At 62.9% G+C, this 19390-nt stretch carries 16 protein-coding genes; 6 read left to right on the top strand and 10 right to left on the bottom strand.

Annotated features, from left to right (window positions below; all coding sequences use genetic code 11):
* Window positions 1–235: 235 nt before the first annotated feature.
* A complete protein-coding gene (locus tag RAS12_RS26255; RefSeq protein WP_306942891.1) occupies window positions 236–688 on the bottom strand; it encodes a hypothetical protein in 453 nt (150 codons plus the stop codon).
* Window positions 689–799: 111 nt separating this feature from the next.
* Between RAS12_RS26255 and RAS12_RS26250 the strand changes: the two genes are divergently transcribed.
* Window positions 800–1318, top strand: a complete 519-nt coding sequence (locus tag RAS12_RS26250; RefSeq protein WP_306942889.1) for a GNAT family N-acetyltransferase — start codon at window positions 800–802, stop codon at window positions 1316–1318.
* Here RAS12_RS26250 and RAS12_RS26245 read toward each other — a convergent pair whose 3' ends face one another.
* Window positions 1319–2563: a GGDEF domain-containing protein gene (locus RAS12_RS26245; protein ID WP_306942887.1), complete on the bottom strand. Its 1245-nt coding sequence runs from the start codon at window positions 2561–2563 to the stop codon at window positions 1319–1321. It abuts the gene before it with no gap.
* A gap of 163 nt (window positions 2564–2726) precedes the next feature.
* On the opposite strand from RAS12_RS26245, the gene RAS12_RS26240 reads away from it, so the two are divergent.
* Complete coding sequence (locus RAS12_RS26240) at window positions 2727–3197, top strand: GNAT family N-acetyltransferase (RefSeq protein ID WP_306942885.1); 471 nt, start codon at window positions 2727–2729, stop codon at window positions 3195–3197.
* 4 nt (window positions 3198–3201) lie between these two features.
* Here RAS12_RS26240 and dcd read toward each other — a convergent pair whose 3' ends face one another.
* The 4 genes from dcd to apbC form a co-directional block, all read right to left on the bottom strand.
* A complete protein-coding gene (dcd, locus tag RAS12_RS26235; protein ID WP_306942883.1) occupies window positions 3202–3765 on the bottom strand; it encodes a dCTP deaminase in 564 nt (187 codons plus the stop codon).
* 111 nt (window positions 3766–3876) lie between these two features.
* The gene (locus RAS12_RS26230; protein WP_306942882.1) at window positions 3877–7638 is read right to left on the bottom strand and encodes a translocation/assembly module TamB domain-containing protein; all 3762 of its coding nucleotides are present in this window, start codon (window positions 7636–7638) and stop codon (window positions 3877–3879) included.
* Entirely contained in the window at window positions 7635–9524 is a 1890-nt protein-coding gene (locus RAS12_RS26225) for an autotransporter assembly complex protein TamA (protein ID WP_306942880.1), read from the bottom strand. Before RAS12_RS26225 ends, RAS12_RS26230 begins: the two co-directional genes overlap by 4 nt.
* 3 nt (window positions 9525–9527) lie before the next feature.
* Entirely contained in the window at window positions 9528–10616 is a 1089-nt protein-coding gene (apbC, locus tag RAS12_RS26220; protein ID WP_306942878.1) for an iron-sulfur cluster carrier protein ApbC, read from the bottom strand.
* Between the two features lie 101 nt (window positions 10617–10717).
* Here apbC and RAS12_RS26215 point away from each other — a divergent pair, with 101 nt between their 5' ends.
* Both RAS12_RS26215 and metG read left to right on the top strand, forming a co-directional pair.
* Window positions 10718–10993, top strand: a complete 276-nt coding sequence (locus tag RAS12_RS26215) for a hypothetical protein (protein WP_306942877.1) — start codon at window positions 10718–10720, stop codon at window positions 10991–10993.
* A gap of 177 nt (window positions 10994–11170) precedes the next feature.
* Complete coding sequence (gene metG / locus RAS12_RS26210; RefSeq protein ID WP_306951625.1) at window positions 11171–13318, top strand: methionine--tRNA ligase; 2148 nt, start codon at window positions 11171–11173, stop codon at window positions 13316–13318.
* 254 nt (window positions 13319–13572) lie between these two features.
* Here metG and RAS12_RS26205 read toward each other — a convergent pair whose 3' ends face one another.
* From RAS12_RS26205 to RAS12_RS26195, 3 genes are all read right to left on the bottom strand, one after another.
* On the bottom strand, window positions 13573–14307 hold the full coding sequence (locus RAS12_RS26205; protein WP_306942874.1) for a sulfurtransferase: 735 nt from the start codon (window positions 14305–14307) through the stop codon (window positions 13573–13575).
* Window positions 14308–14392: 85 nt separating this feature from the next.
* A complete protein-coding gene (locus RAS12_RS26200) occupies window positions 14393–15190 on the bottom strand; it encodes an META and DUF4377 domain-containing protein (RefSeq protein ID WP_306942872.1) in 798 nt (265 codons plus the stop codon).
* 27 nt (window positions 15191–15217) lie between these two features.
* Window positions 15218–15748, bottom strand: a complete 531-nt coding sequence (locus RAS12_RS26195) for an META domain-containing protein (protein ID WP_306942871.1) — start codon at window positions 15746–15748, stop codon at window positions 15218–15220.
* A 298-nt stretch (window positions 15749–16046) separates the two neighbouring features.
* On the opposite strand from RAS12_RS26195, the gene RAS12_RS26190 reads away from it, so the two are divergent.
* Window positions 16047–17201 (top strand): acyltransferase family protein, encoded by a 1155-nt coding sequence (locus RAS12_RS26190; RefSeq protein ID WP_306942869.1) that lies wholly within the window; start codon window positions 16047–16049, stop codon window positions 17199–17201.
* Here the strand turns inward: RAS12_RS26190 and RAS12_RS26185 are convergent.
* On the bottom strand, window positions 17182–17577 hold the full coding sequence (locus RAS12_RS26185; protein WP_306951624.1) for a helix-turn-helix domain-containing protein: 396 nt from the start codon (window positions 17575–17577) through the stop codon (window positions 17182–17184). The two genes, RAS12_RS26190 and RAS12_RS26185, sit on opposite strands and share 20 nt — an antisense overlap.
* Window positions 17578–18303: 726 nt before the next feature.
* On the opposite strand from RAS12_RS26185, the gene RAS12_RS26180 reads away from it, so the two are divergent.
* Window positions 18304–19140, top strand: coding sequence for a response regulator transcription factor (locus tag RAS12_RS26180; RefSeq protein WP_306942868.1), 837 nt, complete (start codon window positions 18304–18306; stop codon window positions 19138–19140).
* The last annotated feature ends 250 nt before the right edge of the window (window positions 19141–19390 follow it).

Raw genomic sequence — 19390 nt, 5'->3', positions numbered from 1 at the left:
GCTCCTGGGGGCAAGGCGAAACGGACGCGTATAGCGGCGCGAGTGTACTGCGAGTAAAAAACCGTCCGATGACAGACGGCGCGAGCACCCGCCGGGCGGCGGGAATGGCCGAATTGTAGGGCCGTTTTTCTTACAGTCCTACGGGAAATCCCCGAAAAGGCGGGCACAGCCGTTGTCATCACGCCAAAAGCCGGGGCTTTCAGCACAGAGACAGCGGCCGCGACGGGGAGCAAACCTAGCGGATGGTCTGGGCCTCGCCGGTCTGCAAGGCGGAGGTGAAGAGCTCGAAGTAGGCCGGAATGGCCTCAGCGGACCCGTAGCGGATGCGCCGTTCGACCTTGGCGATAGCGCCAAAACACACCTCGGCGCCTGGTTCGCCGCAGACCAGCACAACCGGATCTTCGTCGTCGCAAACCTCGTACAGCCCGCCATGCGCGCGGCGGCCGACCTCGTAGAGATAGGCGGCAGCGCCAACGGTTTGCATGGGAGTAAGCGGCAACGTCCCGAGATGGGCGGCCTCCAGCGCGTCATCCAACGCGTGGACGCTGGACAGGGAGTAGTCCAGCACGGCGCCGGTGGAACCGGCTGCCTGTACAAAGTCTTGCGCGGCGTCCGCCACACGCGCCACGAATTCGTCTTGAACTTCGTCGCGCTTGGCGTCCTGGTTTATCTTGAGGAAACCGAACATCAGTGGCTCCTTTGTGAAAACCGCAAGCGGCAATGAATCCATTATAGGCAGCCCTCCCCCTATACTGCCCAAACTTCCCGAACCGTGCCGTATTCCCAACACTTGCCGAACATGCCCAACAACCTTGTCAGACGTCTGACCGCCCTGGACGCCGCGTCCCTGCGTCAATTGCGCCTGGATGCGTTGGTAGAAACCCCCGAATCGTTCGGATCAAGTTACGAAGAGGAACACACGCTGACACTGGAAGACATCCGGGGCTGGATTGCGCCACTGGATGACGGCGCAATGTTTGGCGTATTCACAAACGGCACACTGGCCGGCATGGTGGGCGTGGGCCGCCAGCGCAAGCTGAAGATGCGCCACAAGGCGCATATTTGGAGCATGTATGTGGCGCCGGCAGGACGCGGCCAAGGGCTGGGCCGCTTGCTGATGCACGCGGCGATCGCGCACGCGCAGACCATGCGTGGCATCCGTCAGGTGCAGTTGAGCGTAACGTCCAACAACATGGCGGCCGCCACGCTTTATGCCAGTCTGGGGTTTGCCGAGTACGGCCGGGAAATCGAAGCCCTTTGCGTCAACGGTGAACTCTACGATGAAACCCTGATGGCCCTGGCGCTGACCGGAAAATAGTCAGTTGCCGCCCGAGCGCCGGCGAGCGCCATACGCGCACACCTGATTGCGGCCGCTGTCCTTGGCCTTGTATAGCGCCTGATCGGCGGCCTTGATCACTGCATCCGGCGCGCGCAAGGCGTCGCCGCGCTCGGCCACCCCGATGCTGACCGTCACGCGCAGCGGCCGCGAACTGCGCCCGCCACGTGCGCCGCCACGCCGGCGTTGTCCGACCTGATCGGCCTTGGGCCGGGCAGGCTTGTCCCGCAGACGCATTTGATAGGCCTCGATGGCCCGCCTGACGCTTTCCAGGTGCGGCATGCTTTCGGCTGCCGTTTTGCCAGGAAAAATCAGCGTGAACTCTTCTCCGCCGTAGCGGTAAGCGTGGCCACCGCCCGGCACGCGCCGCAGCTGCGATGCGACCATGCGCAATACCTGATCGCCCACATCGTGGCCATGCGTGTCGTTGAACACCTTGAAATGGTCCACGTCGGCCATTGCCAGCGTATAAACCCGGCCCATGCGCTGCAAGCGTTCGTTCAGCGCGCGCCGGCCCGGCAACCCGGTCAGCTCATCGCGAAACGCCATGTGGAAGCCTTCATGCGCCAGAGAGATACACAGCGCCGTCAATGCCGCAGCGGACATCAACGCCAATTCGATGGGATGCTCCGCGCCGCGCGGCAAGGCCCACGCCATGCAGACGAAGCCCAGCCACTGGCCTGCCTGCTGCGGGCGTCCATAGCGCAACAGCAGCAGAGTCAGCGTCAAACCGGTCGCCAGCAGCGCGACCAGCGCTTCAACAGGCACACCCAGGCGCGCCAGCTTGCCCTGCAAGGCCAGCGTGCCAAATACGTCTATCAACCCTTCTTTGCCAATCAGCGCGATGACCGCCGCGCCCGCTGCCATCAGCGCGATGCGCGCGGCCATGTCCAGCAACATGCTGGATCGCTCGGACCACAGCGCGTTGATGGTGTAAATCAGCGACCACCAGGCCAGCGCCGGGCCCAGCGCCCAGGGCGCCTGCCGCGCCAGCGTCGGCCAGACCGCCGTGGCAACCAGCACGCACAGCATGAGCGCCATCGTCTGCGAGCGTTGGTACATCAGGCAGATGGCCGCCCCGATCAGGGCCATGACCCATGGCACGAACGGGACGATCAGCGTCAGCGCCGGCGGCCATTCGCGCCACAACAGCAGGCCCACCGCGGCGGCCACCGGCAGCGCGGGATAGAACAACAGGGGCAGCCAGGGAATATGGGGGTAACGCACGGGTCGGGGCCTTGCTCCGCTTGCAGAGATGACGTCGCCAAATCGGCAAACATATATATCCTTTTTACGGACGCGGCGGGGGGTTCTTTAGCGCGGCGGCCCTTACCGTGCAAGGCGTCAGGGCCATGATATGTTTCCCAACTGGTCCCAAAGGAAAGACCCCATGCAGATCCAGGTCAATATTGATGTGCCGGTGCAGTACCGGCCGGTGTCAGCCGCTGACTTCGAATCGCTCTTGGCGATACGGATAGCAGCCATGCGAGAAAGCCTGGAACGGCTGGGCCGATTTGACCCGGAGCGGGCGCGTTCGCGCCTGCAAAAGACCTTTGAGCCGGAGCGTACCTGGGCGATCAACCAAAACGGCCAATGCGTGGGGTTCTACGCCCTGCGCCCGGATGGCCAGGACTTGAGGCTGGACCATTTGTATATCGTGCCCGCGGCCCAGGGGTTGGGACTGGGCGGACAAGTCCTGCGGCACATTTTGCAAGACGCCGACAGCCGAGGGCTGCACGTGCGCGTGGGCGCGCTGCGAAACAGCGATTCCAACCGCTTCTACCGGCGGCACGGATTTGTGCAGACCAGTGAAAGCGAATGGGATATCGAGTATCTGCGCGCGCCACTGCGCGCAGAATGACGGATCAGGTGCGCGGCAGCGTGACGCCGCGTTGCCCTTGATACTTGCCGCCGCGGTCGGCGTACGAGGTCTCGCACACTTCGTCGCTTTCCAGGAACAGCATCTGCGCGCAGCCTTCGCCCGCATAGATTTTGGCCGGCAGCGGCGTGGTGTTCGAGAATTCCAGCGTAACGTGGCCTTCCCATTCGGGTTCAAGCGGGGTCACGTTGACGATGATGCCGCAACGGGCGTAAGTGCTTTTGCCCAGGCAGATGGTCAGCACGCTGCGCGGAATACGGAAGTATTCAACCGTGCGGGCCAGAGCGAACGAATTCGGCGGAATGATGCAGACATCGCCCTTGAAGTCCACGAACGAGCCTTCGTCGAAATTCTTGGGATCGACGATGGTGGAATTGATGTTCGTGAAAATCTTGAATTCGTCGGCGCAGCGCACGTCATAGCCGTAGCTGCTGGTGCCATAGCTGACAATACGCCCGCCATTGGCAGTGCGGACCTGGCCCGGTTCAAAGGGGTCGATCATGCCGGTTTCGGCCTGGCGGCGGATCCAGCGGTCGCTTTTGATGCTCATGGTGGGAATGGTGCTAGGGGATGAAATGGACTTCATTTTATCCCGAGCGCGGTGACCCTGCCCGCAGAGGCGGCAGGACGGGTTTGTCCCGCCCCGCCGGCCCGCCGTAAATCAGTTCCCCCAGAACGTCCGGTACACCAGCGCAATGCCGTTGACCGAGCCGCCCTTCAGGTCGACCGACAGCCCTCGCGCCAGCCGGTAACTGGCCCGCCCGACAGTGTCGCTGCCAGCCAGCGCCTGCTCGACGCTGAGCGTAATGCCATTGGCAAACGACTTGCTGGCCACCAAGAACTGGGTTGCGAGCTGGCTGTCGCTGTCCCGGTTGATGTCGCCTGCCACCGTGCGGTCAGGCAGGATGCTGCCGGAACTGCCGATATTGCCGGTGCGCACGCTGACGTCATCCAGGCCGAACTGCTTGTAGAACGGCTGCCCGCCCCCCAGCAGCGCCGTGCCAACGGACACCAGCAAGGCGGCGTCGCTGCCGCTTTCATCCGGCCCGCGGCCCAGCAGCAGCCAGGACAGCTTTTCCACGTCGCTGACGTCTGGGTAAGACACCAGATCGATCCGCGGGCGCTGGGCCGTGCCCACGACCTTGACGCCCGCCTCGACCTGTTCGCCGGTGCGCAAGGCTTCGATATCCAGAAGCGGGTTATCCAAACGACCCTGGAAGGTCAGCGTGCCGCGGCTCAGGCGCAGTTTCTGGCCATAGGCTTCAATCCCCCCGCCCCGCGTACGCAGCGCGCCCACGCCTGTCAGCCGGCCGTCATTCAGCAGAATTTGAATGGAGCCCAGCAGCCCGGCGTCCAAGCCCATGCCGGTGATGTAGAAGCGCGGACCCATGTCGAATTTCAGGTTCATGCTGGTTTGCAGCGGTGTGGAGACGGCAGTGGGGTCCTGCCCCGCCCGCACCACGCGCACATCGTCATCCAGCGACGGCACCCCTTGCAGGATCTCCAGGCTGAACCAGCCCGCGTCGGCTTTCAGGTCGCCCACGATATCGATCCGGGGCATGGCTGCCTTCAGGTCGATAGTGCCGGACACCATGGCGTAGCGGTCCGAGCGCTGCAAGGCCGGGAAACGGTACAAGACCAGGCGGATGTTGCCGCCGCCTTCCATGATGTTCCACTGGCCCTTGGCCTCGGCGTACCCGCCCTTGGCCTCCGGATTGGTCGTGATCCATTCCTTGGTGCGCCATTCGGCGGGCATGACCCGCAGCGTCGCCGGAAAACGCAGGCTGTCCAGCACCAGCTTATCGCCGTCCAGGCGCGCGGACAGAGTGCCGTCGATCAGACGCACCCCGTCGTCAATACGCACAACGCGCAGCTTGTCGCCCCGGATATTGCCGCTGGCGGACCATTTCCCAGCAAGCGTTCCCTGCGCTTCCAGATTGGCTTTCAGTGTGCCGCCGACTTCCATCGAATCGCCCACGAACAGGCTGACCCACGCCAGGTCGGCGACGTCGGCGTCCAGCTTGGCGCGCAAGGGCTGACGCGAATCCAGCGACATGCCGCCTTTGGCATCGACCAGCAAGATCGCTGTGGCCGACGCATTGACGGTGCCCATCGTGTTGGTGGCCAGATTGATCTTGGCATCCAACCTGCTGGCATTGGCGGCGCTAGGCGTGGCCGTCACGTCCAGCACCAGCGCCTTCACGCCCAGCGGGATGGGAGGGTCGCCTGGAATCAGCAGGTCGCCATCACGCCGGGAAACGCGTGCCTTGCCCGCCAGCCGGCCGTCAAAGGTCAGATCCCACAGCACATCCAGCGCAATACGGCGCTGCCCTTCCGGAATCATGGCGTTCACGCGGCTGGGGCCTTTGCCTAGTTTGGCGGCCGCTTCGGGGTCCACGGCACCGATTACCTGGCGCGCCATCGCAGCCGTAATGACCAGATTGTCTGCCTGGCCAGCGGTTTCCCAGCGCTTGCCGCCGCCGCGTGAGCCCTTGTGGGCCACGGTCAGGCGCTCCTTGCCGGGCAGGGTAAGACTTAGGGAGGTCTGGCCGACCTGCCATTGCCATTGCGGCGCCACGGCTGATGGCAGAAAGGCCAAGGTGACCGGCCGGTCCGCCGCTACGGTAAACCCGGCGGTGTCCGCCGTCAGACGCGAGAACGCGCCGCGCCAGCCCGCCAGAGCCGCGTCGGGCTGGCCTGCCGGGCCAACGCCCCAGCCACCCGCGAAAACAATATTGGCTTTAGCGGGGGCTTCGCCCAGCACACCGGCACGCGGTTTGGCCGGGGTATAGCTGGCGGTTACGTCGCCGCGATGCGCGGCCATCGTGCCGCCGAACTTGCCTTTTAAGTCCGCACCGCCTGGAATTCCAGGCCAAAACGCGTCCAGCTGAGGCGCTTGGGCGTCCAGCGTCAGCTTGCCGTCTGCCGCATCCAGTTCGCCTTGGGCCTGTACCCGGTTGCGGCCCAATTTCAAATCCACCGCCAGCCCATGGATACGCAGTCCGGCCAAGGGATCGGGCGCGGCGGCCGCCGGTACCGCAGGCGCCGCTGCATCTGGCGCGGCGATGTCCACCTGGGCTTTCAGCCCGCCGGTCAACGGCTGCTTATTCCAACGCGTGCCCTCTTCAAAACGCAGGTCCACGGCCGCATGGCGTAGTTGACTCAAATTCTCGATATCGGCTTGCAGGTCGCCGCGTACGGTCAGCACGGCCGGCGGAATGGCATCGCCTAACCACGGCGCCAGATCCAGGCGCTGGCCGCTGAACGAGCCCACGATGCGGTCGCGTCCCTTGCCCTGCGCGGTGTCGGATTGCAGATCGAACTGCGCGGTCAGGGTGGACTTGTCGGGCAGTTGCGCCTGAGCCCGCGCGCTGCGCAGCACCAGCGCCGTGCGCGGCGCCAGGTCGGCAACCACGTCTAGCAACATTCCAGAGCCCGAACCATCCAGCTTGGCCTGAATGCCTTCCATAGAACCGGCCGCATCTGCCCGCAGCACTACCTGGCAGGCGGGCGCAGGCGGTCCGGCCAGCTCTGGTGGACGCGCCTTGGCGTTGGCTGCGGATTTCGGGTCGGCAACTACGCCAGAATTGGGTCCAGACGCGCTTTTGCCGTTCTTATTGGCTACGCCCTTGTCGGCCTTGCCGGCGCCCGCTTTGGGTTCGACTTTGGCGTCAGTCTTGATATCGGCCGTCTTGGCCCCCGCCGTTGCCCGGGGATCAAAAACACCACTCAGCTTTTCGGCCTGGCACAGCGGAGACTCCGGACCCGCGCCACGCGCGGTCACGTCCAGACGCGCAGCGAATGGCCAGGGGTCCGCCATGCCTTGCAGTTCGGCCTGACCGGATACATCCGCCTGCCCGATCTCATGACCTACACGCAGGCTCGCTATGCGCAGTTGCGCGCTTTGTTTACCCGCCGCGAAGGTCGCGTTCAAATTGCCTAGCGTCACGGGCAAGGGCTGGCCGTCTTGCACGAGCTGGAATTCACCCAGCGCCAGACGATCCACGGCGATGTCCACAGGCAAGGACGGCAGCGTGAATGGCGCGCTGTCTTCCTGCGCCGCAGACGGCTCGGAGCTTGGCGCCAGCGTCACATGAACCGAACTGGCCGACAGGTCGCGCACGTGCAGCAACCGGTCGCCCAGCGCGCGCCAATGCACATCCAGGTGCAAATCACTGATGTCGATGCGCGTACCGCCCGCGTCCAACTCCAGCTTGCCGACCGAAACGCCCCGCAGAATTGAGCCCTTTACGTCCAGCGCTTGCCCGTTGAGCTGCTGCGCCGCCGTGGTCAGCAATAGGCGTGTGCCGTTTTGCGACCCCACCAGCCAAAACAGAAATCCGGCCGCCAGCACGGCCAACATAGCCAAACCCGGCAACCACCAGACCAGGACCTGCCGCAGAAATTTTCGCAGCGCCTTCAAAACGCAATCCCTAACGAAAAGTGCAGGCGCAAGTCGCGTTCGCGCTGGCCATAGGCCAAATCCAGGAACAAGGGGCCGGCCGGTGTGCGCACCCGGGCGCCCACGCCATACCCCACCGCCAGGGACATATCGCCAAACGACTCGGCCGCATCCCCCGCGTCCACGAATACGCCCATGCCCCAGCGCTCGTTGAAATAGTGGTCGTACTCAATACTGCCGACCACCAGCGTGGGCGCGCCCACGACAGCGTTGTCGCGTTTCAAGCCAATGCTCTGGTATTTGTAGCCTCGGATCGATCGTGCGCCGCCAGTACGGAAACCAAAATCGTCCGGCACTTGCACTCTGCTGCTGGACCATACCCGGCCGACTTCACCGCGCACCGTCAACACATCCAGCTTGCCGATGGGCCACCATTTCTGGGCCCGGAACCGGGCGCGCGTATAGGGTTCACCGGTATCCAGCGTTACCCCCACACCGCCGCCCAACGCGATCAGGTTGCCCTCACGCGGGTCGTACTTGTTGTCCACATCGCGGCGCAGCCACTCGGCGGTTGCGGTCAGTGTCGGCAAGGTGTATTCGTCGCCGCCATCGATTTTGACGTGATCCTGGGCCAGCAACAGGCCCCAGCGGGTTTCGTAGTCGACCCGGCTATCGCCCGCCCCCTTGCGTTCCTGCAAGCGGGTCGCGCCAATCGCGTAACGCGTTACGTCCAGCCCCTGAATGTCGGAATGGTCCGCCAGGATGCCGAAAGAATCCTTATAGCCGCGCTCGGTCGGCGGCAGCAGAAAGTCGGCATAGGCGCGTTGGCGCAGCCGGTCCACGCTGAAACCCGTCTCCATCGTGAGCGGCTGGCCAAACACCACGTTCTGGCGGTACAGCGATTCCACGCGTACGCCCGCCTCGTCGTCCACCCCCAACGAGGCCGTAAACCGTTTTGGCGGCGCTTCAACCACCCTCACCTGTACGGGCAAGGTCACTTCGCCATCGGAATCGTAGACCGCCGGCGGCGGCGGCACGCCGCCCGATACAGACGGGTCGCCCGCAGGCGTGGCAGCGGCCAGATCGGTCGACCCCGGCGCGCGCGCTCGGTCCGCATTGGGCTCGGGGGCCTGTTGCAGCCCCGGCTGCTCCAGCGACACAAAGGCGCCGCGAAAGAAGGCGGTGGACTGCAAGTCCTGCTGCCAGGTGTCCAGACGGTTCTGGTCGTAAGCGGCGCCCACGGAATAGCGCACATAGCGCTGAATCAGCTTATCGGGCACCCGCTTCAAGCCTTCGGTGTTCAGTTCGCCCATGCGGACCTGCGGGCCGCTATCGATGGTGACGCGCAAGGCGGCCGAGGCTGCGTCGGCCTGAATGTCGGCCAGTGACGCCGTCATCCGCGCAAGCATGAAGTCGCGCGAGGACACTTCGTCCAGCAGGTTTGACTTGGCTTTGTTCCAATCGCTATTGATGAACGGCTGGCCTGTCTTGAGTTGCCAGTCGTCGCGCAGTTTCTGTATGCGCGCGGCATACTCCGGGCGAGTGATGCGGCCGGTGAATTTAAGGTCTACGGACGAGACTGTCGTGCGCTTGCCGGAAACGATGCCGATATCCCAGGTTTCCCCGCCGATGTCGGTTCCAGCTTCCAGCGTCACCGTAGGCGAAAAATAGCCTTGAGTGGCAAGCGCCGCCAGCGTCGCGTCGCGCGCGCGCCGGCGCAGGCGGTTTATTTCACCGCCGTCCTGGTCTTCGGCCAGCCGCGCAATGGCATCCACGGCCTCGGTGATCGCCTGCAGGGCGGCCGGCGGCACGCCGCCGGGGTCCACAATGATTTCCGGGCGCTTGGCCAACGCCTCGCCCGACACCACGCAAAGACCAGCCAAGAAGGCTCGGGCAGCCCACCGCATGCGTCAGGTCGGCTGCTGCACGACGATGGACGGGAATTTCCCGGCCATGTCGCGCGGAAGCGCCGCGACGCCCGCTGCGAGCTTTCTGGCAATACCGCGGTAAAGCGAAGCGGCTTCGCTGCCCGCGTCCGACACCACGGTCGGGGTGCCCGCATCCGTTTGCTCGCGAATCGCCAGCGTCAGGGGCAGGCTGCCCAACCAGGGGGTCTGGTACTGCTCGGCCATGCGCTGGCCACCGCCTTCGCCGAAGATGTGCTCGGCGTGCCCGCATTGCGAGCAGATATGGATAGCCATGTTTTCAACCACGCCCAGAATCGGCACGTCCACTTTCTGGAACATGCGCAAACCTTTGCGTGCATCCAGCAGCGCCACGTCTTGCGGGGTGGTGACAATGACCGCCCCCACAACCGGCACCTTTTGCGCCAGAGTCAGGGCGACATCACCCGTGCCCGGGGGCATATCGACGATCAGGTAGTCCAGATCGCGCCAATTGGTTTGACGCAGCAGTTGCTCCAGCGCCTGCGTGACCATCGGGCCGCGCCAGATAGCGGGGGAGTCCGCATCAATCAGAAAGCCGATGGAATTGGCTTGCAGGCCATGGCCCGTCAGCGGTTCCATGCTTTTGTTGTCCAGGCTTTCCGGACGGCCGGAAATTCCAAGCATGGTCGGCACGCTGGGCCCGTAGATATCCGCATCCAGAAGACCGACCTTGGCGCCCTCGGCAGACAGGGCCAGCGCCAGATTCACGGCGGTCGTGCTCTTGCCTACGCCGCCCTTGCCGGACGCCACTGCAATAATGTTGCGCACATTGGGCAACGGCTTCAAGCCTTTCTGCACGGCGTGCGCCGCTACTTTCCACGTCACCGTCACCTGCGCGTCCGCCGCGCCGGCTTGGGACAACGCCGCAACCGCGAGCGCACGGATCTGGTCGCGGACGCTTTCCGCCGGATAACCCAGCTCCAACGTCAGCGCGACGCGGTCGCCAGCCAGCTGAATGTCACGATCTTTTACAGAAACGCCCAAATCCAAACCGGTATTCGGGTCTTGCGCCGCGCGCAGTGCAGCGCGAATATGTTCTATCGTTATACTCATGTCACTATGGTTCCGTAGGCAGCGCGGCTTCTGCGGGCCGCCATCCCCTAAAGGATAGCGGATACACGGGAACCTTTCGCTGCGTTTTGCATCCCAACTTCATGACCAACACACTTATCCGCTTCTTTCGTGCCGTCCTATTCGCCGCCCTGGCCTTGATCGGTATGGCAATGGCGCTGGTATTCATGTTGTCCACGGCACTCGCCGTGGCGATCCTGTACGTGGTCGCCAAGGTGCGCGGCAAACCTTTCGGCGTTCGCGCCTATTGGAGCCAGCGCCAAGGCGTCCGCCCGGGTCCGTTCCAGTCCGCCACTGCCCCATTCGCTACGCAACCGCGTGGTGATGTGATCGACGTCGAAGCACGCGAAATCCGCTAATAGCGGCGGCTGTGCTTCTTGCCTGCCCCGCTAGCGGCGCAGGCGGGCGAATGCTTGACACGCTGTTACGGCAAACCACGCCGCATCAGCCGCATGAAAGCGTACGCTGCGCGCACTGCCCGCCCCCTCTTCAACCCGCCTGATTCGCGCCCATGCGCCAGGCGGGTTGCGTCATTATTGGCCCGGCGCGGGCAAGTCTGCGCCGTTGTCCTAAAATGGCCGGCAAATTCCTTTTTCCCTCAACCTCTATTGACGACCATGTCTCGCACCCTTTTTGTCACCACTGCGCTGCCCTACGCCAACGGATCTTTCCACATCGGCCACATCATGGAGTACATCCAGGCTGATATCTGGGTTCGTTCGATGCGAATGGCGGGCCACACGGTGCACTTTGTGGGTGCGGATGACGCGCACGGCGCGCCCATCATGTTGAAGGCTGAAAAAGAAGGCATCACGCCGCAGGCGCTGGTTGCCCGCTACGCGGCCGAGCGGCCGCAGTACCTGAATGGCTTTCACATCCGGTTTGACCACTGGCATTCCACGGATTCCGCCGAGAACATCGCGTTGTCTCACGACATCTACCGCGCGCTGAAGGCCCAGAACCTGATCGAAACCCGCTCTGTCGAGCAGTTCTACGATCCGGTCAAGGGCATGTTCCTGGCCGACCGCTACATCAAGGGCGAATGCCCCAAATGCCATGCCAAGGATCAGTACGGCGATTCCTGCGAGGTCTGCGGCGCGGTGTATGCGCCCACCGAGCTGATCAATCCGTACTCGGCCCTGACTGGCGCCACGCCCGTGCTGAAGTCGTCGGACCATTTCTTCTTCAAGCTGTCTGATCCGCGCTGCGTGGAATTCCTGCAGGAATGGACTACCGGCTCGAACGCAGCTGGTATTAAACACCTGCAACCTGAAATGCTGGCCAAGACCCGCGAATGGCTGGGTGGCGAAGACGGCGAAGCCAAGCTGGGCGACTGGGACATTTCCCGCGATGCGCCCTACTTCGGCATTGAAATTCCGGATGCGCCGGGCAAGTACTTCTACGTCTGGCTGGATGCCCCGGTCGGCTACCTGGCGTCCCTGAAGTCGTACTGCGAGGTCAAGGGCCTGGATTTCGACGCCCTGCTCGACCCCAACGGCACCACCGAACAAGTGCACTTCATCGGCAAAGACATCGTTTACTTCCACGCGCTGTTCTGGCCCGCAATGCTGAAATTCGCCGGCCGCAAGACGCCTGACGCCGTCAACGTGCACGGTTTCATCACCGTCAGCGGTGAAAAAATGTCCAAGAGCCGCGGCACCGGCATTTCGCCGCTGCGCTACCTGGAAGTCGGCATGAATGCCGAATGGATGCGCTACTACATCGCCGCCAAGCTGAACGCCCGGGTCGAAGACATGGACTTCAACCCCGAGGACTTCATCGCCCGCGTCAACAGCGATCTGGTCGGCAAGTACGTCAATATTGCCAGCCGCGCCGCCAGCTTCATCACCAAGCATTTTGACGGCGTGCTGGGCTATTCGGGCGACACGGCCGCGCTGGCCGCCGAATACGCGCAACAGGCCGAGTCGATCCGCGCCGACTTCGAGGCCCGCGAGTACAACCGCGCCATCCGCGAAATCATGGCCTACGCCGACCGCATCAACCAGGCGTTCGATACAGCCCAGCCCTGGGTGCTGGCCAAGGGCCTCGCCACGGCCGACGACGCGCAAAAGGCAGCGTTGCAAGATATCTGCTCACGCTCGCTGGCGGGCTTCAAGGCATTATCCGTGATGCTGGCGCCGGTGCTGCCGCAATTGGCGGAACGCGTCGCACAAGAACTGTTCGGCGCCGACGCTCCATTCACGTGGGCCGACGCTTCGGTGCTGCCGCAGCGCATCGCGCCGTTCAAGCATCTGATGCAGCGCGTAGAACCGCAAATGCTGGAAGACCTGTTCGAGCCGCCCGCAGCCCCTGTTGTCGTGCCCGGCGGCGAGCCCATCGCCGAAACGATCTCGATTGACGACTTTGCCCGTGTCGACTTGCGCATCGCGCAAATCGTCAACTGCGAGCACGTCGAAGGTTCGACCAAGTTGCTGCGCCTGACGCTGGACGTGGGCGAAGGCCGCCACCGCAACGTGTTCTCGGGCATCAAGTCGGCCTATAAGCCCGAAGACCTGATCGGCAAGCTGACCGTCATGGTGGCCAATCTGGCCCCGCGCAAAATGAAGTTCGGCATTTCCGAAGGCATGGTGCTGGCAGCCAGCCACGCGGAAGAATCGGTGGACGCTGGCATCTACGTGCTGGAACCGTTCCCCGGCGCCAAGCCCGGCATGCGCGTGCGCTGATCGCGTAACACCCGCCAGGCCAAACGGCCAGTTCGCGAGTTCAGCGAGCTGGCCGTTTTTTCATGGATGGGACGAATTACGCAAAGTCCGCCGCTTTCGCGAGCCTCTGCCGTTTCGGGAGGTCGAGTTTGATGTCAGCCTCACCAGGCATGGCCAGCAAATCGGCGAGAGAACCTACTGCGGCAGTGATCGTTCCGCGACGATGTCAGGAAGGCAAAGCGGACGAACTAGCGTCCGTAGTCACCGTGGCAGCTTTAGTGGCTGGGTGCCAGCTCCGGGTCCAGCGAACGACGCTCGTCAAAAACGAAACACTTGCCCTCGTAGCCGGGGCCGCCAGTTTCTTCAAAGTACTTGAGGATGCCGCCGTCCAGTTGGTACACGTTCTGGATGCCCGCCTCGTTCATATAGATGGCCGCTTTTTCGCAGCGGATGCCGCCGGTGCAAAAGCTGACGACGGTCTTGCCTTCGAGTTCGGCGCGGTGGGCCTGTACCGCTGCGGGAAACTGCGTGAAGCGGTCGATGCGCCAATCGATGGCATTGGTGAATGTGCCTTCGTCCACTTCAAACGCATTGCGCGTGTCCAGCATGACCACGGGCCGCCCAGCGTCATCGACACCCTGCTCGAGCCAGCGCGCCAGCGTATGCGCGTCCACGCCCGGTGCGCGGCCAGCCTCGGGGCGGATGGTTGGATGATCCATGCGGATGATCTCGCGCTTGATCTTGACCAGCAGCTTGCGAAACGGCACACCGCCGCTGTGGCTGAATTTCACTTCCAGATCGGCGAAGCGCGGATCGGCACGCAAAGCGTCCAAAAAGGCGTCGATACCCGCGGCCGTACCCGCCAGGAACAGGTTGATGCCTTCTTCGGCCAGCAGGATGGTGCCCTTGAGGGCGGCGTCTGTGGCCAGGGCCAGCACGTGCGTGCGTAGCTCGGGCAGTGAATCCAGCGAAACGAATTTGTAGGCGGCGATATTGACGACAGAAGTCATGGCAAAGCAAAAGAAAACGGACGGCGAAGCCCGTAATAGTAATCGCTGGGCGGGGTGGGCCGCCCGCCGCCGTCTTTGATCCCGCTCAACGATTGACGATTTCCTGCTCGATAACGGCGTCCAGCACCCAGCGCACAGCCGGGGCGTCTGCGGGTGGATTGGGGTCAGTGACCTCGACCACACGCAGGCGATAGCGGATGCCGGGCTGGAAATTAAAGCCGGTGATGTCGCCGTACCAGAACTGCCAGGGTTGGGTAGCGCTATCGCGCACCTGGTAGCACATGGCGCGGCCGGCGCCGGCATTGCACGGCACGCGTTCGGAATTGACATAAACAAGCTTGCTCGCCCCTGCCGTGCCGCCCACGATAGGATCGGTACGGCGGCCGAAATCCAGGGTATCGCCAGAACTGAGCACCCAGGTCATGCGTTGCGGATTGCTGCTGTTGTCGAACGAGGTAGCGGTAATGCGCGTCAGGCCCGCCAGATAGTCTCGTTCCAGCGCCATGCTTTGCGGCGCGCAGGCCATCATCGTCGCCACTGGCTGCGCTTGCACGATCAGCTGACCATTGGCAACGGTGTAGGGCGCGTTGTACTGGTTGCAGCCTGCAAACCCCGCCATGCGCGTTGCGCCCTGGTCGTGAATGAAACTGGCTGTCAATGGACGCGAGTTGGTAGACGGGTGCGGAATGGTGCGCAAACCGCCTCCCGGCTGGGCCCAGCGCGCCAGGTCCCAACTGGTTTGAGCCAGGATGTCCGAGGCTGCGGCGGGGCGGTAGCGGGTGTCCTGCCCATTTGCGGCAAGCGGTGGCGCAGACGAGCAGGCGGCAAGGCCGCCAGCCAACGCGCAGAGCGCCAGCCAGCGCGGGTAAGCGGAATAGGACATGCGGGTCTCCAGGAATCGTGTTCCGCGTTACGGGGTCGGAGGATCTTGGCGGCGTTCGAATTCCAGCACATCGCCGTCACGCAGATTGAACGTCAGGTGCCGGGGGGCGCCACCGCTATCCAGCGTAAAGGTGTCGATCGCGGTCAGGCCGCGCAGGTAGTCAGTTTCAAGACGGGCGCGTTCGGGCGGCACGCAGGCCATGCGAGTCATTGCAGGCGCGTTGATGAAAAGCTTGCCGCCTTCCAGCTTGTACGTACCCATGTAGCGATTGCAGCCCGCAAATCCGTTGACTCGGTATTCCTTGCCTTGCGCCAGGAACGTCAGACGGACGGGTTCGCCGTTGTCGCCGTGGGGGATGTCGCGCAGCGCGCCCCCGTTTTGCGTCCAGCGCACCAACTCCCAGCTTGTCTGGGCCAGGGAATCGGCGCTGGTGACGGCATTGGCGGCCGCGGCGCCTTGCGGACGCGCCCCGCCGGTAGATCCGGCGCAACCAGCCAATGCCACGGTCAGAAGGCTCAGGCAGAGCAGCCGGCAACGCGGCGACAGTAGGGTAAGCATAGAGGGGCTCCTAAAGATTTCACTCCTCAACTGTAACCGCATGGCGCGCGCGCGTCCCCAGGTCTCCGCCCTACAGCCGTATCCAAAAGCTGCACATTCGCGTTGGCCTCTAACGCCGATGGCGCGGGTTCTGCATCGAATGCCGCATGGCGACGCAGGCGGGCGACGCGCAGAATCAGTGCAGACCACGCATCCGGCCATGGGCAGCACAGGCGAAAAGAAGCCGGTCGAAGACGTAACGCAGCCGCAGGTGTCCGGCCGATCGGGCCAAAAATAAGACTATCCGGGAGACACGGCGATGGGCTTTTTAAGAACCTTACTAGCGTTGTCGGTGGTGCTGGACCACCTGGGAGGCAGTTATGCCGATCAGTTGGTCGGCGGCCGCCTGGCGGTACAGCTGTTTTATGTCATTTCCGGCTTCTTGATTTCTTATGTATTGACGGCCACGGACAGCTACCAAGGGGCCACCGGCAAGTTCTACGCCAACCGCTTCCTGCGCCTGTTCCCGATTTATCTGGCCGTGGCCGCGTTGACGCTGGTCGCGCATGTTGTGAGTGGCGGCGAATTCTTCCGTTTCTACGCTGCATTGCCCTTCAGCGCCGAGGTGTTCCTGGTGCTGTCGAACTTGTTCATCCTGGGTCAGGACTGGCTGATGTTCTTTGGCATCGAACACTCCGCCCTGGCCTTCACGGGTAGCTTCGCGCACAGCGAGGTGCCGTTGTATCAGGGGCTGCTCGTGCCGCAAGCGTGGACGCTAGGCGTCGAGATGAGCTTTTATCTGGTGGCGCCCTTCGTGCTGAATTCCCCGCGCCGCCTGCTCACCCTGCTGGCCGCGTCATTGGGCTTGCGCGTGATATTGATCGTGACCGGCGTGGGGTTGACCGACCCCTGGACCTATCGATTCTTTCCGACCGAATTAGCGCTATTTTTGATCGGGTCGTTGTCGCATCAGGTGCTGCTGCCGCGATTCAAAGCCTGGACCCAGCGCGTCAAGCGCCTGCCGGAGCTGGGCACAGGCGTCCTGGTGATCTACAGCTTCTTCCACTTTTCGATCGGCTTTAACCCCACGGCGCGCGACGGATTGGCGGTGCTGCTGTTCGCAATACTGCTGCCGCTGGCCTTTCTGTTCCAGTCACGGCATCGGCTGGACAAGGCAATCGGCGAACTGAGCTATCCGATCTACATCTGCCACTCTCTAGTCATCATGTTCTTCAGCTGGCTGATCAACGAGGTCGAGGTGCATCAGCCCATGCTGTTCGCGGCATTGGTGATCACGGGCTGTATCGGATTCTCTGCCCTGCTCAATGGGCTGATTGCAGACCCGGTAGAGCGCCTGCGTGGCCGCCTGCGCGCCACTGCCAAGGACGATGGCCGGCCGCAAGCTGCGGACGTGCGGCGCCGCCCTGCGGCGGCGTCTGCACAACCGATGGGATCTATTCGCCGCGTGCCTTGATATAAGCGGCCAGCACCAGTTCGATCTGCCGCTTTTCCTGGGAACTCAATCGGGAATAGGTGGCATAGGACACCGATTCGAACGGCCATGCGGGCTGGGCCGGGCATCCGGCGGCGCTGGCCGGGGGCTCGCCGTATCCGGAACTCAGCATCGGCCCTTCGCCGGTGCTGAGCCACATCGGGCTCACACGCAACGCGCGGGTCAGTTTGATGAGCGCATCGCTGGAAGGCTGAAGGCGTTGCCCGCTTTCGTAATTGCCAATGGCGCTTTGCGACAGGTTGCTTGCGACCGCCAAGTCCTTTTGAGTCCATCCCTGAAGCATTCTTGCGTTGCGCAGACGATGGCTAAACGTGTCCAATCGATCAACCTGAGACATTAATATGAATTTATTTATTTGATTAAAACATCTCAATACTGCTGCCAAATAAACGGATTACACCCCAATTTCCAGGCTAATCCGTAAATCGCAGCATTCGTCTGCTGACCCGCCGCTCCCCACGGCCTGGCGTCGCTGAATTGCGCTGACACCATCGCAAAAAAAACCAACGCTGTCATTGACTTACATCCAACGTGCGCTCGATTTTGCCCGAAGCGCCCCATTGCGCCGCACGCGCTCAGGCCGCGAAAAGCCCGCATGAGTTTATGGCCATACGTGCGTCGAAAATAGAAAATAATGTATCGGTAATACTTAATAATCTATTGTCGTAAACGCCGAAACGAACAGTGTTTCAGGTCCTTCCGGCGGTTTTCCCCCTGCTGGACTGTTACCAGCAGAAACTACAGAAACGTATCTTCACAAAAAAACACGCCCGTGTTTAAATGAAACACGGGCGTGACTTCCATGCAGGATCGGGTCATCGGCGGCCAGCGGCAACAACGCTTGGCCACGCGCCGGTCCAACTCCAAACCCGGCTGCTGGCCGGGCGCGAAAACCATGGATACTGGCCATTGATCCAGACCTCTCGCCCATATTCCAACAATATCGCCAGACGGTCTCGTCATGGCGCGCAGCTTAGGAGGTGGGCATGCACGGACTGCTAGCGCCAAGACATTCCCCCTTTAAGCACCGCACCCATGCCGCGCCACCTCATTGGAAGCATCAATGAACAACACGCTGGATGTGATCTTTCTCGGCAACGACGACGCCAGACACGCCCGACTCGTGGAGGCTCTGTCACACCTGGGCTTTAGCGTCCGCCGCTGCCTGGATCTGGTTGATGTCTACGATCGTTATTCCCGCCGTCCCAGCCCATTGATCGTGCTGGAGGCTCCCTTACCTGACATACACAACGCCGCGGTGCGCTTGCGGGCGGTAGACCGGGGCTTGGGCATCGTCGCGATTGCCGCGTTCGCCGACACTGAAAGCCGTATCCGCACCCTGCTCTGCGGCGCAGACGCCTGCCTGCCGCCAGACGTAAGCGGACTGGAACTAGCCGCCGTCCTGCAATCACTGGTGCGGCGCGCAGTAGGCCTCGATGGCATGGACAGCAGCACATCGGATGTGCATGCAGAAGAACCCATCCAGGAAACCTGGCGGCTCGCCAACAAAGGATGGACCCTGATCAGTCCGTCGGGGCGCACGTTGGGTCTGACCACCGGCGAGCGCGACTTCCTGTCGCGTCTGGTCAGTGCACCTGACCGCAAAGTCAGCCGCGATGCGTTCTACGCAGACGGAGCGGACGACGCCGACAGCGGCATCACGCGGCGCCGCTTCGTGGATGTGATGATCAGCCGGTTACGGCGCAAGGCGGCCGCCAATCTGATGACGCTGCCCATCCGCGCGGTGCATGGCTGGGGCTATATGTTCGCCTCGGACATTACGCTGGATCTGGACTTCAGGGATTCGGGAGACGAGAGCCGCTACGAGGCGCTGGATGAATGGCGCCGAGAAACGGCGGACGCTGGCGCGTCAACTCGACGAGCGGTCCAGGTGGCCTGACTGGCCTGGCACAGCGCGATGCTGGCGCTGCGGCGGGACGAAAAAAACGCGGCGCTGCCCCGAGAGGTAAGACGCCGCGCTAAAACAACACGTGTTCCCGGAGTCATCAGCCGGCACTGATGCCTTCTACCTGGATCACGCGATTCCAACATTCGTGCCTCATACTACTCACGCACGGTCCGACCGTGAACCTGTGCAGGGTCTCTAGTCCCCGCGCAAGCTGCAACGTGATCAACGCTTTGCACTCGGC

The sequence above is a fragment of the Achromobacter seleniivolatilans genome (assembly GCF_030864005.1).
Classification (GTDB): Bacteria; Pseudomonadota; Gammaproteobacteria; order Burkholderiales; family Burkholderiaceae_B; genus Achromobacter; species Achromobacter seleniivolatilans.
The sequence above is the reverse complement of the archived record's forward strand: the minus strand, read 5'-3'. Positions and strand labels throughout refer to the sequence as shown.